The organism is Vicingus serpentipes (genome assembly GCF_007993035.1).
GTDB classification, from domain to species: domain Bacteria; phylum Bacteroidota; class Bacteroidia; order Flavobacteriales_E; family Vicingaceae; genus Vicingus; species Vicingus serpentipes.
Genome location: NZ_VOOS01000001.1, coordinates 475,428 through 490,009, shown reverse-complemented (window position 1 = coordinate 490,009; position 14,582 = coordinate 475,428). Strand labels below are relative to the sequence as shown.

Genomic DNA, 14,582 nt, shown 5'->3' with positions numbered 1-14,582 from the left:
ACATAGCATGTAAATAAAGTTCATAGTGCTCTTTATTGGCATATAAGTTCATATCAAATATAATCATTATAACTCTTTAATCATCCAAATGTTACAGCCAAAATGCCCAGAGTTACCTAGTGGTTTATCTAGGTTTTTAAAACCTAATTTTTGGTACATGCCCACGGCAATATCTAGTTCAGGCATCGATTCTAAATACAAGTATTGGTAGTTCAACTCTTTTGCTTTTTCAAAACATTTTAGCATTAAGGCTTTTCCAATTCCTTTACCTCGGGCAGTTTTATGTAAATATATTTTTACCAATTCGGCATAACCATTGGGTAAGTTTTCGGTTGGGTAAATGCCACATCCTCCAACTATTTCATCGTTTAGCAAAGCGATATAATAAGCTGAGTTTGGTGTTTGAAAAAGGGTGAACAAATCGTCGGTAGTCGGGTCGAAATAAACGGTACCTGGTTTGTTGGCATTAAAATCTTCTAATGCTCCTCTAATTACTTTTGCAATTGGTGCATTGTCTTTGGGTTGTATGGGTCTAATTGTTAAATTCATCAGTCGCAATCTTGTAAAAAGGGTTGTACAACATTTATTTTTGGGCTGAGGTAGGGTATGTTTAAATTTAATCCTCTAAGAATAAAAAGGCAACCCAAAATAATTACAAATACAGGTATTAGCTTTTTTATTTTATTTCTAAACCCAATTGTAATAAAGTTAGAGAGTAAAACTGCTGTGAACATCATGGGCAAAGTGCCCAAACCAAATGCAAACATGTATAAAGCACCGTCAATGGTTTTACCTGTTGCTATAGATCCGCCAATGGCAGCATAAACCAATCCACAAGGTAGTAAGCCATTTAGTAAACCAATTAACAACAAATTTGGAGTAGAAGAAGAGCTTAGTAATTTGCTAAGGCCTACTTTTACTTTAGAAATGTAAAACCCAATTGTACTGGTTGGGTTTATTTTATTAATTATCGATTTTGGCAAGATAACAGATAAGATAAATACTATTCCTAAAGCTATAGAAATGCCTTGTTGAGTTGAAGCCGTGCTTATTCCTTGTCCTAAAGTGCCAAATAAAACGCCAAACAAAATATAGGTTAAAATACGCCCACTATTGTATATTACACCGCTAAAAACTCGGTAAAAAGGAGTGTTTTTTTTTACAGGTAAAGCAAAAGCAATTGGGCCACACATGCCAATACAATGGAAGCTACCAACTAAGCCAATTGTAAATGCTGTAATGTATAACTCCATAAAACGAAATTAAGGAATTACAATTTCCTCTTCATTGTAATATTCGTTCTCTCCAGCATTCCAGTTTACTTTAAGCTTGTACATGCCTGTAGAAAATTCAGATAAATCAATCGTTTTTAGGTTGTTGTCAGTTGTAAAACTAATCTCTTTATCATCATTTATGTTTGATGGTTTAAATAAGAAAAGCTTACCCGAAACATTGTTCCCAACTTCTTTAGGGAAGTTAAGGATAAGTTCTTTATCCTTAACTTCAATTTGAAGTTGCTCCGTTAATTTTTCGGTAAGTTCTTGTTTTATTAAAACATCTTTAAACTCTAATTCTTTCTCGTAATAGTTTTCGGTAACTAGCTCATGACTTTGCTTAGAGGCATAAAATACCAATCCTAACATAAAGACTACAAAACCTCCAAAAAGTATAAATGCACCTGTTCCCCAATTAAATTTCATAGTTTCAAAATTACTTATTTGGACCTAAAAAGTTTGTCTTATCTTCTTCTAATAATTTATCACCTTCAAATACTCCAATTACAAGAGCTGTTTTCTTAGCTATTAAATCGTCTTTATGAATTTTAACAAAAAATGCTTGTTGATTACTTTCTCCTTTATTAATCGTTAAAGTATCCGTTCCCACCATTTCTATACTACCTTTTACGTTTAATAATTTAAAAGTCAAATCAAGTTCTTTATTTGATTTGTTGACCACTTTTACATTATAGAGGTTTGTAATATATCCACCTTCTTGTTCTTGAAACATCATCCCAGGAGTTCTTAAAATAGATGCTTCTAAAGAACCCCTTAATGTAAATAAAAAGATAATTACAGCTACTAGTAATACTAAAATTATACTATAAGCTTTAGATCGAGTTGTAAATCTATTTTTTGTTCCATTTGCAATAGCATTTTCAGAGTCTATTCGAATTAAACCTTGTTCTTGATTGGTTTTTTCCATCATAAAATCACAAGCGTCCATACAGGCAGTACAGTTAATGCACTCTAGTTGCGTACCGTTTCGAATATCAATACCTGTAGGACAAACATCTACACATTGGTTACAGTCAATACAATCTCCTTTGCCAACTTCGGCTCTTGCTTCATTTTTTTTAAACTTAGCTCGTCCTTTTTTCCCTTCACCTCTTATATAATCATATGCAACAACCAAAGAGTTACGGTCAAGCATAACACCTTGTAATCTTCCATAAGGGCATACAATTAAACAGACTTGTTCTCTAAACCATGCAAATACAAAAAAGAATACCCAGCTAAATGCGAGTATGGCAATAAAGCCACCCATATGTTCTTTTATTGGTGATGTTTGTATATTAATTAATTCATCGCTTCCAATAATGTATGCTAAAAAGGTGTGAGCAATAGCCACAGCAATAAAATAAAACAACGTGTATTTTAATGCTCTTCGCCATATTTTATCAAAATTCCATGCCTGATTTTTTAGTTTTATTTGTTGTTTATAATCGCCATCAATCCAATATTCTATTTTACGGTAAACCATTTCCATAAAAATGGTTTGGGGGCAAAACCATCCACAAAAAATACGACCAAAAACGGTGGTAAAGAGTACAATGAATATAACCATTGTAATCATGATTAAACCGAATAAATGAAAATCCTGAGGCCAAAAAACTTGTCCGAATAAAACAAATTTTCTAGTGATTACATTTATCATTAATAGTGGTTCTCCATCAATTTTAACCCAAGGAATACCAAACAAAAACAATAATAGAACATAGCTTAAGTAAGTTCTGTAGTTAAAGAATTTTCCTTTTGGTTTTTTTGGAAATAGCCACTTACGTTGACCTTCATCGTCAACAGTAGTTATTCTGTCTCTAAATGAATCTTCATCTTTTGTTTTATTGTTTTCCATTTGGCCTTTTTCTAATATTAATCATTATATATCTACATATCTAAATATATAGATATTACTTTTTGAATAAAACCCCCTCAAAAAAGAGGGGGGTAAATTATTACATTTTTTCTCCCTGAGGCTCTTTACCGCCTTCCACATTTTTACCTTTAAATTCAGTAAGAATATAACTTGCAACATTTTGTATTTGCTCTGGGTTTAATTGGCTTTCCCATGGTATCATTCCTTTTTCTGGAACACCATATTTAATAGTTTTAAATAAGTCGTTTATTGTATTTCCGTGTATCCAGGCATCATCTGTAAAGTTTGGACCTACACCACCACCGCCATTAGCAGCATGGCATGCAACACAATTTTTAGAATAAATTTCTTCACCATCTTTTAATTGAGCAGCATCGGTTAATAATACAGCTGAATTTTCATCTATACTAGGACCATTTTTTTCTTTGAACTTTGCAATTTGAGCTTCAGCAACAGCAATTTCATTATTTAATTCGTCTTGTTGTTTAAAGTCGCCCATACCAAAGAAATACATAGAATAAATTACAGCAAAAATGATTGTGCCATAAAACATGTATAACCACCATGGCGGTAAGTTATTATCTAACTCCATTATTCCATCATAGTCATGATCAAGTAGGTTTTCGCCTAATACTTCGTCAACTAATTTTTTATCGTCGCTCATTGTTTTTAGTTTTAATAATATTATTTTTCTTCTTGTAAAGGAAGATTTTCAACATAGTTTATATAGCTTTTGTCTGTGCGGAATACCCAAATAAGTAGTCCAACAAAGAAGCTAAAAAAGATTACAAAAGAAATGATAGGGAATATCTCAATTCCATCTATCGTTTCCATTGTGTGTTTTATAAATTTTAGCATCGCTATTTATTTTTCAGTAGTTTTTTCAACGTCAGTACCTAATCGTTGTAAGTAAGCTATTAATGCAATAATTTCTTTGTTTGCATCAGCTTCTTTTACTCCTTGCTCTTTTAATTCTGCAGCTATTTGCTCAGCTTGAGCCATCAAGTCATCTTTTCCAGATTTAATCTCTTCATCTGTATAAGGTACACCTAATGTTTGCATTGCAGCCATTTTAGAAGTAGTGCTTCTCACATCAATGTCTTTAAACATTAACCAAGGGTATCTTGGCATAATAGAACCTGGAGACATTGTTGTAGGGTCAAACATATGGTTATAATGCCATGAGTGAGACTTACGAAGTTTTTTAGAACCTTCACGAGCTAAATCTGGTCCAGTTCTTTTAGAACCCCATTGGAATGGGTGATCATAAACGAATTCACCTGATTTTGAATAATCACCAAATCTTTCTACCTCATGTCTAAACGGTCTAATCATTTGAGAGTGACAGTTATAACATCCTTCTTTGATGTAAATGTCTCTACCTTGTAATTCTAAAGGAGTGTAAGGTTTTACAGCTTCAATTGTTGGTACATTAGATTTCACTAAGAATGTTGGTACCATTTCAACTGCCCCACCAATTAAGATAACGATTAAAGCAAAAATTAATAATCTAATTGGTTTTCTTTCAATTGGTCTGTGCCAGTGTTCTCCGATACCTGCAGAATAAGTTTTTTCTAAAGCAGGAGCTTCAGCTTCTTCATTTGCAGTAAATGTACCCGCCTTAACTGTTTTCCAGATGTTAACTACAAATAGTAACACTCCAATAAAGTATAATGTACCACCAACACTTCTCATTGCGTACATTGGAATGATTTGAGTTACTGTTTCTAGAAAGTTAGGGTAAGCTAAAAATCCGTCTGGAGTAAATTCTTGCCACATTAAATATTGAGTAAATCCTGCCCAATATAATGGTAAAGCATAGAATAAAATACCTATTGTACCTATCCAAAAGTGACCGTTTGCTAATTTTTCAGAGTGTAATTTTGTATTAAACATTTTAGGGATTAACCAGTAAATCATACCAAAAGTTAAGAATCCATTCCAACCTAATGCTCCAATATGTACGTGAGCAATAGTCCAATCTGTAAAGTGACTAATTGCATTTACACTTTTAAGTGAAAGCATTGGACCTTCAAAAGTTGACATACCATAAGCAGTAATAGCTACCACAAAGAACTTAAGTACAGCGCTATCTCTAACTCTATCCCAAGCACCACGCATGGTTAATAATCCATTAATCATACCACCCCATGATGGAGCAATTAACATCACTGAAAATACTACACCTAAAGTTTGAGCCCATTCTGGTAACGAAGTATATAGTAAGTGGTGAGGACCAGCCCAAATGTATAAGAAAATTAATGCCCAAAAGTGGATGATAGATAATTTATATGAATATACAGGACGTTTAACTGCTTTAGGTACAAAGTAGTACATTAAACCTAAATAAGGAGTAGTTAAAAAGAATGCAACAGCGTTGTGGCCATACCACCATTGTACTAATGCATCTTGCACACCCGCATACCATGAATAACTTTTCATAAAGCTTACTGGCAACTCAAAAGAGTTAACAATATGAAGAACAGCAACAGTTACAAATGTTGCAATGTAAAACCAAATAGCAACATATAAGTGACGCTCTCTTCTTTTTAAGATAGTTGCAAACATGTTCCAACCAAAAACAACCCAGATACCTGCAATTGCAATATCAATAGGCCATTCAAGTTCAGCATATTCTTTACCTGTTGTAAAACCCATTAAAAGGGTAATAGCAGCAGAAACAATTATTAATTGCCATCCCCAAAAGTTAATCATACTTAGTTTATCACTCCACATTCTGGTTTTTAATAACCGTTGTAATGAATAATAAACACCAGTAAAAATTCCATTACCAACAAATGCAAAAATTACAGCATTGGTGTGTAATGGTCTTGTTCTACCAAAAGTGGTAAACTCTAAATTGAAGTTTAGAGCCGGAATGTAAATTTGAAATGCAACTAATAAACCGACAAGCATACCTACAACTCCCCATAAAATGGTAGCGTAAGCAAAGAGCTTTACGATTTTGTTGTCATAATAAAATTTTTCGATTTGTCCTGACATTTTTTTATTTTTAATTAAGTTTTATAAATTGATTTTAATAGGTTTCTCTTCTTTTTTAGCGTCTGTTTTTTTTAATTCATCATCAAACAACATTCTAACTGATGGTGTATATCCATCTTCATATTGTCCATTTTTAACAGACCAGATAAATGCCACAAGAAACCCTGCAGCAACAGTTAGACTTACAATAATTAATATGAATAAAACGCTCATAATTTTAAATTACTCTACAAAGTAATATCTAATACAACATAAAAAATATGACAACGGTCATAAGTTGTATTTTTTTTGAAAAAAAAGTTGAGTGAATTTTAAAAGAAACTATGCTTTGGTAACATAGTGTAAACCAACGTTTTCTTTACGGTTTTGAGCTGCTTTGGTAATTAAATAAGAAACGCTTCTAAGGTTTCTAAGCTCACAAATATTTACGGTTACTTTAGATTGGTTATAAAGTTGTTCCGATTCGTCAAAAATTAATTTTAATCGAGAGATTGCTCTTTCAAGCCTTTTTTCCGAACGAACAATTCCAACATAATTGCTTAATATATTTTGGAGTTCGGATTTAGTTTGTGAAACTAATATTTCTTCATTTTGAATAAGAGTTCCTTTATCATTCCAATCAGGAATATTCTCTTGGAAACTAATTTTATTAACTTCATTAACGCTAGTTTCAAAAGCATTATGAGAAAAAACAAGTGCTTCAACTAATGAGTTAGAAGCTAATCTGTTTGCTCCATGTAAACCAGTACAAGCACATTCTCCAGAAGCAAATAAATTTTTTATACTGCTTTCACCATCTTTATTAACTTCTATTCCTCCACAAAGATAGTGAGCTGCTGGAACAACAGGAATAAAATCTTTTGTAATGTCAATTCCAATAGATAAGCATTTGTTGAATATAGTTGGAAAATGATTTTGTAATTTTTCTTTGTCAATATGGGTTGTATCCAAATAAACATGTTCAACTCCAGATTTTTTCATTTCAGCATCGATGGAGCGAGCAACAATATCTCGAGGAGCAAGGTCTTTACGATGATCATAATCTTGCATAAAAGCATAGCCGTTATGGTTTTTTAATATACCACCGGCACCTCTAACGGCTTCAGATATTAAAAAAGAAGGATTGTCCTTAGGGTTATATAAAGCCGTCGGATGAAATTGTATAAACTCCATATTTTTAATCAAAGCTTTAGCTCGATAAGCCATAGCTATACCATCTCCAGTTGCAACAGTTGGATTAGTAGTATTAGAATATGCTTGTCCAACTCCACCTGTGGCTAAAAGTGTAATTTTTGAAAGTAGAGTAAAAATTTCATTCGTTTTTCGGTTTAAAACATAAGCTCCAAAACATTGTTTATTTTCGGTGTTACGTTTAACATGCTGTCCTAAATGATGTTGAGTTATTAAATCAATTGCAAAATGATGATTTAATATTGTAATGTATGGATGGTTTTCTACTTTTTGAATTAAAGCTCTCTCAATTTCGTTTCCAGTTAAATCTTTATAATGCAAAATACGATAATCAGAGTGACCACCTTCTTTTGCTAAATCATATTCTCCTAGATCGTTTTTGTCAAAGTTGGTGCCCCAATCTATCAATTCTTGAATACGAATAGGAGCATCTTTAACCACCATTTTGACTACCTCCTCATCACATAATCCATCACCAGCAATTAGAGTGTCCTTAACGTGATTTTCAAAAGAGTCAGTGGTTTTCGTTACACCAGCAATTCCTCCTTGAGCGTACTTTGTGTTACTTTCTTCAATTTTATCTTTAGTAACAATAGTTATTGAAACTGATTCATTTTTAGTTTTAAAATATTCAGCAACCTTATATGCATAACTTAAACCAGCAATACCAGAGCCAATTATAAGGAAATCAGTTTTTATATTCTGCATTTAGCTTAATTCTAACATTCTATTAACTGACTTTAATGCTTTTAATCGTGTTTCTTCTGGAACAAAAATTTCAGGTTGTAAATGAACTAGACTTGCATGAATTTTTTCTAGTGTATTCAATTTCATGTATGGACATTCGCTACAAGCACAAGTATTATCAGTATTAGCAGGAGCAGGTATTAACTTTTTGTGAGGAACAGCTTGTTTCATTTTATGAATGATACCAACTTCTGTAGCTACTATGAATTCTGTAGCTTCATTTTCTTGTACGTATTTTAAAAGAGCAGTTGTAGATCCTATAAAATCTGCTTCATCCAACACATTTTCTTGACATTCAGGGTGGGCTATTAATTTTGCATTAGGATATTTTCCTTGCAACATTTTAAGTTTATCGGCAGATATTTCAATATGAACCTCACAAGCCCCATCCCATAGCACCATATCTCTTCCTGTTTTTTTTGCTACGTATCTTCCTAAGTTAATATCAGGAGCAAAAATTATCTTTTCATCTTTTGGTAAGCTATCCACAATTTGAACTGCATTTGATGAAGTACAAACAATATCTGTTAACGCTTTAATTTCTGCAGAGCAGTTGATGTAGCTAATTACAGTATGGTTAGGATATTGTTTTAAAAATTCTTCAAATTTATCAGTAGGAGCAGAGTCAGCTAGTGAGCAGCCTGCATTTAAATCAGGAATAATTACTTTTTTGTTTGGGCTTAAAATCTTTGCAGTTTCTCCCATAAAATGAACTCCAGCAAATAAAATTACATCAGCATCAGTTTTAGCCGCTTCTTGACTTAACCCTAAACTATCTCCTATGTAATCAGCAATATCTTGTATTTCTTCCTGCTGGTAGTAATGAGCAAGAATAACTGCATTCTTTTCTTTTTTTAAGCGTTGAATTTCTTCAATTAAATTCTTCTCTTTACCTAATTCGGCAGAAACAAAACCTTGCTCTTTTACTTGAGTTATAATATCCATGCTAAAAATGTTTAGTCAAAATTAGGCAACTCATTAATGCTAATGAATGATATTGCTTATAAATTTTTATGTTTTGCTAAGATGTTTGTAGCTAAGGTAACAAATACAACTACTGTAATGGAACTTAGTGGCATTAAAATAGCAGCAAAAACTGGTGATAATAAACCTTTAACTGCAAAGGTTAATCCTACAATGTTGTATAAAAAAGAAATGATAAAACTGACAATAATTATTCGAATACTACCTCTACAATAACCAATAAAAGTTGGTAATTTTTCAAAAACGGAAGCTTCTAAAATTGCATCACATGCAGGAGAAAAAGTATTAATATCTTCAGAAATAGAAATGCCTACATTGCTCTGTTTCAGAGCTCCTGCATCGTTTAGACCATCTCCAATCATAGCAACATTTTCTCCATTATCTTGTAATGATTTAATATATTTTAATTTATTGTCAGGTGTTTGGTTAAATAAAAATTCACTTTCACTTCCAAAATAGTTTACTAAGTTTTCTTTTTCACTGTCGTTGTCTCCAGAAATTATTTTTAGTTTAAACCATTTTAAAAGCAGGCTTATGGTTTGTTTTAGATTTATTCGATATTTATTTTCTAACTGATAATATCCTAAGTAGTTATTATCAATTTTTAAATGAACTCTTGTTGCTTTTGAGCTATTTTCATTGACTTTTTTTACAAACTGTTCAGAACCGATTGTATATGTTTTGTTCTCAATTTTTGCAATAATTCCTTTACCTACTAATTCATTAAATTTTCCAATTTCTAGAATCTTAGCTTTAACAAAACCATTAAAAATCATTTTGCTTAAAGGGTGAGAAGACTGGCGAAATATTGAGTAAAGATGATTAGTTGTTTCTTCATTCAATTCTTCACCATAATACTTAATATCGCTATTAGATGATTGTGTAATAGTACCGGTTTTATCAAAAACAATGGTGTTTATTTTTGCTAAATTTTCGATTACTGTTGCATTTTTTAGGTAAAATTTATTTCTACCTAAAACTCGAAGAACATTTCCAAAAGTAAATGGAGCCGATAGTGCTAAAGCACATGGGCAGGCAATAATTAAAACTGCAGTAAAAGTGTTTATAGCGATTTTAAGGTCTGTTTGCAACCAAAATAAGCCACTGCCAAAAGCAATAACCAAAATAATTATCGTAAAATATTTACTGATAGAATTTGTAATTCCTTCAAATTGATCCTGCTCTTCTTTCGAAAATGCTTCGTTATTCCATAATTGTGTGAGATAGGAATGAGATAATTCTTTTAAAACTTTTAATTGAATTGCTTGGCCAACTTGTTTTCCACCAGCATAAATTTTATCTCCAATATTTTTTCGAGTAGGAGCAGATTCTCCTGTAACAAAGCTATTGTCAATGTTTGCATTCCCTTCAATCAATTCTGCATCAACTGGTATCAATTCGTTATTACGAATAAGAATAATATCGCCTATGTTTAATTCAGAAACAGGAATATTTTTTTCGTTACCATTTGTTTCAATTTTTGTTGTGGCAATTGGAAAATAAGATTTATAGTCACGTTCAAACGATAAAATATTGTATGTTTTTTGTTGGAAAATTCTACCTAAAAGTAAAAAGAACACTAATCCAGCTAAAGAGTCAGAGTAACCTGCACCTGTTTTAGAAACTATTTCGAAGGCACTTCTTAAAAATAAAACTAATATTCCTAGAGAAATTGGAATATCAATATTGACTACTTTCCGTTTTATTCCATTCCATGCAGAAATAAAGTAACTATTGGAGCTATAAACTAAAATAGGTAGTGATAATATAAGATTAACATATCCGAAAAAATTTGCAAAATGAGTTTCTTTAATCATATCAAGCCCAAAATATTCAGGCAAACTAATAAGCATGATGTTTCCGAAGCAAAAACCTGCTACACCTAGTTTAAAGATTAAACTTCTATCAATTTTTTGTTTTTTACGTTCGCTTAAATTTTCTAGATTAATTTCGGGTTCATAACCTATAGAGGCTAATAATTCTACTAATTTTCTTAGCGAAAGAATATTATGATTGAATGAGAGTCGAATTTCTTTTTTTAAAAAATTAACTCTTGAAGATTTAATGTCTGGATTTAATTTGTAAAGATTTTCCAAAAGCCAAATACAAGAACTACAATGTATTTGTGGAAGATAAAAAACGCTTATACTAATTTCATCATCTTTAAAGTCAACCAGTTTTTCAATTACTTGACTATTCTCTAAGTATTCAAACTTTTTTGACAAATCTTTAGGAGGTGTAATTCCAGGAGTTTTTTCAATGTCGTAATAGTTACAAAGTTCGTTTTGGTTAAGGATTTCATAAACAGTTTTACAACCTTCACAACAAAAAGTTTTGTTATCAAAATCAACTGTTTCATCTAAACAGTCTTCTCCACAGTGAAAACAAGTCATAAGGTTGTAAAATTTTCAACAAAATTCATTAAAATACTCCGTGTATTGTCTTTGTAAAACATGAATTTTATCATATTTTTGCACAAACCTAACTAAAAACAGAAATGAAAAATAGACATGAGGAAATTCATTGCGATACTTGTGGTTCTCGTCATAAGTCTGTTTTTTGTAGTTTGTCTGCGAGTGAAACAGTAGATGTCGATTCTTCAAAAACTTGCAACACATACTCTAGAGGTGAAGTAATTTTTCATGAAGGAAACAGAATAAATGGTATTTATTGTGTTAGTAAAGGTAAGATCAAACTTTTTCAAATAGGTAACGAAGGAAAAGAACAAATAATCCGATTTGCTAAAGATGGAGATATAATTGGCTATCGTTCATTATTGAGTGAAGAACCATTATCTGCTTCCGCAGCTGCAATAGAAGATTCTTCGGTGTGTTTTATTCCTAAATCTCAATTGTTAAAGCTGATTGCTAATAATCCAAATTTTAATTTTAAGATGCTTAAACTGTTAAGCCATGAACTTGGAGAAGCAGCAAGAATTATTACCGAATTAGCTCAAAAACCTGTTAGAGAAAGATTAGCTGAAACATTGTTAATTCTGAAGGACACTTTTGATATTGATGATAATCAAGTAATACAAGTTAAATTATCAAGAGAAGAAATCGCAAATATTGTTGGAACGGCAACAGAATCAGTTATTCGATTATTATCAGATTTTAAAAAGGAAAATCTTATTGAAGTAGAAGGTAGAAATATCAGAATTGTTAATATATCTGCACTTACTAGAGTTGCGAATGTCTTTGAATAGGCCTTTTTACTCCCTTTTTTAATAAGTAGAATTCATTAAAATATTTTTTTGGCATAGCTTTTGAAATTCAGCTATCAAATCTTTAAAATTAAAAGATATGAAAAAGTTGAAAATTACATTAGCAATACTTATCCCTTTGTTTTTTACAAGTTGTATAGTTGTAGATAATACTCCTGGACCTAATGGAAGAGATGGAAGAGCTTATTTTGGTGTAGATTACGAACATCATGCACCATATAGTTATTGGGATAACAACTCCTCATTACCCTACAATCCAATTTTAGGAAATTATTATAGAACAAGACCTGGTATTTATGAATTTGAATACTTTATAAATGAATACGATTATTGGTATGGAACATATGAAATTTGGATTAATAGAGGTGGAATAGGAGGCCCTCATGGCGAACCTGGTTATGATGGAGCAGATACTTATTTAATGTTGATTTGTGATCCAAATGGTTTTCATGAACATAGAGATAACTGGAAAGTAAATATGAATGAGCCTCTGGTAATTGAGAAAAAAGAGGGGAAATATAATTACCGAATTACCATTCAAAAAGGAAGTGTTTTAAGCAGACCAGCTCAAGAACCGAAATTTGTAAAATAAATAGTTTTTTAATAGGGAGAGAAATGCGGATTAGTCATAGTACTTATTCGCATTTTTCATTTAAAGTTGTATTATTCCTTCCACTTTTTCAGCTTGCTTATAAATTGCTATAATTTCATCTGATGACATCATCATTTCTTTTGCAGTAATACTAATAAACTTATTAGAACTAGATTGACGAGTGGTGACCTGTGCTTCTTTTCCAAACAAAGCTTCAACTTGAGCAAGTTTATGGTTATCAGAAGGAATAATAAATTTAAACATATATACGCTAGGCCAAGTATGTTGGATGTCTAATTTTTCTTTAAGATTGGTGTAAAAGTCTTTTTCCATAAATCGCTAATTATTAACTCAAAGTTACTTTATTTTTAACTTGATAATTGTCATAATTAAAAAGAATAAAAGTTCTTAACTTAGTAGAATATAAAAAAAATATACACTATGGTTAAAAATATTCTTGTCCCTACAGATTTTTCAAAATGTTCAATGTATGCAGTAAAATTAGCTGCTAAAATAGCTAGGGAGGTAAATGCTACCTTACACTTTTTACATGTGATAGAAGTTCCAGTTGTAGCTTACGATGTGGGCATGGTAAATTTTGAAAGTTTGCCTCAAGCAATGTTTATGAGAGAACTTGCCGATAAGAATATGATTCAGCTTTTTGAAGAAGGATTTTTAGAAGGATTGAATGTTAAAACCACGATTGAATATGATGCCATTTATAAACGAATTAATCAATATGTATCAAAAAATGATATAGGATTAATTGTAATGGGATCTCATGGTGCATCAGGAATAAGTGAATTAGTAATTGGCTCAAATGCAGAGCGAGTAACACGATATGCCGAATGTCCGGTTCTTACAATTAAAAAAGAGCACAATAATTTTGATGTAAAAAACATTGTCTTAGCTTCAAATTTTTATGGAGAAACAGATATAATGTTTAAGGAATATGAGAAATTAAAAGGGTTATTTAATGCTAAGTTACATTTGCTTAAAGTTATTACTCCTGCTAATTTTGAAGCAACTTCAAGAAGTAAAAATATTATTAATGATTTTGTTCAAAAACATAAAATAGAAAATTGTTCGGTAAACATTTACAATCATGAAAATGCAGAAGAAGGGATTTTAGAATTTAGTGAAGAAGTAAAAGCTGATATGATATTAATTGGAACACATGGCAGAACAGGATTGTCACATTTAATAAATGGAAGTATCGCTGAAGATTTATTAAATCATGCCTCGCGCCCGGTGTTGAGTATTAAAATAGATATACCTGAAAATGAACACGATGTTTTGTTTCCAGAAGCATAAAAAAAACTAATCATAAAAAATCCCACTCATTTAGTGGGATTTTTTATTTCATGTAGTTAACAATATTAAGAAGTACACCAAGTGGGAGTGGAGTCGAACTATTTGTTTGAAAACGACCTTAAATCTTTAATTAAAATTATTCCTGTTTAATTAGTTTTTTTATATTAAATGAGAATCTGATTGTGTAGCTCTTTGGTTCTAATTATCGAACTTTTTGATAGAGGATATTAAGGTTTTAATGTCAACAGCTTATCATTTAACAGACCTGAAGGTGTCAGAAATAGGATGTGTAAATTAAAAAATACTGATAATCAGAATCTTAAAGATTCTAGCCCCACCCGGAGCATACCATAGTAATCCCTAACAACACTTAGC

The 14,582-nt window shown here is 31.4% G+C and carries 15 protein-coding genes; 3 read left to right on the top strand and 12 right to left on the bottom strand.

Annotated elements, in window-relative coordinates:
* Positions 1–66 precede the first annotated feature (66 nt).
* From FRY74_RS02180 to FRY74_RS02130, 11 genes are all read right to left on the bottom strand, one after another.
* On the bottom strand, positions 67–549 hold the full coding sequence (locus tag FRY74_RS02180; RefSeq protein ID WP_147098163.1) for a GNAT family N-acetyltransferase: 483 nt from the start codon (positions 547–549) through the stop codon (positions 67–69).
* Positions 549–1,253, bottom strand: a complete 705-nt coding sequence (locus FRY74_RS02175) for a sulfite exporter TauE/SafE family protein (protein ID WP_147098161.1) — start codon at positions 1,251–1,253, stop codon at positions 549–551. Before FRY74_RS02175 ends, FRY74_RS02180 begins: the two co-directional genes overlap by 1 nt.
* A 9-nt stretch (positions 1,254–1,262) precedes the next feature.
* Entirely contained in the window at positions 1,263–1,700 is a 438-nt protein-coding gene (locus FRY74_RS02170; RefSeq protein WP_147098159.1) for a FixH family protein, read from the bottom strand.
* Between the two features lie 10 nt (positions 1,701–1,710).
* A complete protein-coding gene (gene ccoG / locus FRY74_RS02165) occupies positions 1,711–3,132 on the bottom strand; it encodes a cytochrome c oxidase accessory protein CcoG (RefSeq protein WP_147098157.1) in 1,422 nt (473 codons plus the stop codon).
* 100 nt (positions 3,133–3,232) lie between these two features.
* Positions 3,233–3,817: a cbb3-type cytochrome c oxidase N-terminal domain-containing protein gene (locus FRY74_RS02160; RefSeq protein WP_147098155.1), complete on the bottom strand. Its 585-nt coding sequence runs from the start codon at positions 3,815–3,817 to the stop codon at positions 3,233–3,235.
* A 20-nt stretch (positions 3,818–3,837) separates the two neighbouring features.
* Positions 3,838–4,011: a CcoQ/FixQ family Cbb3-type cytochrome c oxidase assembly chaperone gene (locus FRY74_RS02155; protein ID WP_147098153.1), complete on the bottom strand. Its 174-nt coding sequence runs from the start codon at positions 4,009–4,011 to the stop codon at positions 3,838–3,840.
* Between the two features lie 6 nt (positions 4,012–4,017).
* A complete protein-coding gene (gene ccoN / locus FRY74_RS02150; RefSeq protein WP_147098151.1) occupies positions 4,018–6,156 on the bottom strand; it encodes a cytochrome-c oxidase, cbb3-type subunit I in 2,139 nt (712 codons plus the stop codon).
* Positions 6,157–6,177: 21 nt separating this feature from the next.
* Complete coding sequence (gene ccoS, locus FRY74_RS02145; RefSeq protein WP_147098149.1) at positions 6,178–6,369, bottom strand: cbb3-type cytochrome oxidase assembly protein CcoS; 192 nt, start codon at positions 6,367–6,369, stop codon at positions 6,178–6,180.
* A 108-nt stretch (positions 6,370–6,477) separates the two neighbouring features.
* Positions 6,478–8,055 carry an L-aspartate oxidase gene (nadB, locus tag FRY74_RS02140; RefSeq protein ID WP_147098147.1) on the bottom strand — a complete coding sequence of 526 codons (1,578 nt, stop codon included), beginning with the start codon at positions 8,053–8,055 and terminating at the stop codon, positions 6,478–6,480.
* Positions 8,056–9,039, bottom strand: a complete 984-nt coding sequence (gene nadA, locus FRY74_RS02135) for a quinolinate synthase NadA (protein WP_147098145.1) — start codon at positions 9,037–9,039, stop codon at positions 8,056–8,058.
* Positions 9,040–9,095: 56 nt separating this feature from the next.
* Entirely contained in the window at positions 9,096–11,471 is a 2,376-nt protein-coding gene (locus FRY74_RS02130) for a heavy metal translocating P-type ATPase (RefSeq protein ID WP_147098143.1), read from the bottom strand.
* A gap of 104 nt (positions 11,472–11,575) precedes the next feature.
* Here FRY74_RS02130 and FRY74_RS02125 point away from each other — a divergent pair, with 104 nt between their 5' ends.
* Positions 11,576–12,283, top strand: a complete 708-nt coding sequence (locus FRY74_RS02125) for a Crp/Fnr family transcriptional regulator (RefSeq protein ID WP_147098141.1) — start codon at positions 11,576–11,578, stop codon at positions 12,281–12,283.
* 97 nt (positions 12,284–12,380) lie between these two features.
* Positions 12,381–12,893, top strand: coding sequence for a hypothetical protein (locus FRY74_RS02120; protein WP_147098139.1), 513 nt, complete (start codon positions 12,381–12,383; stop codon positions 12,891–12,893).
* A 60-nt stretch (positions 12,894–12,953) separates the two neighbouring features.
* Here FRY74_RS02120 and FRY74_RS02115 read toward each other — a convergent pair whose 3' ends face one another.
* Positions 12,954–13,226: a DUF493 family protein gene (locus tag FRY74_RS02115; protein WP_147098137.1), complete on the bottom strand. Its 273-nt coding sequence runs from the start codon at positions 13,224–13,226 to the stop codon at positions 12,954–12,956.
* 108 nt (positions 13,227–13,334) lie between these two features.
* Between FRY74_RS02115 and FRY74_RS02110 the strand changes: the two genes are divergently transcribed.
* Entirely contained in the window at positions 13,335–14,207 is an 873-nt protein-coding gene (locus tag FRY74_RS02110) for a universal stress protein (RefSeq protein WP_147098135.1), read from the top strand.
* The last annotated feature ends 375 nt before the right edge of the window (positions 14,208–14,582 follow it).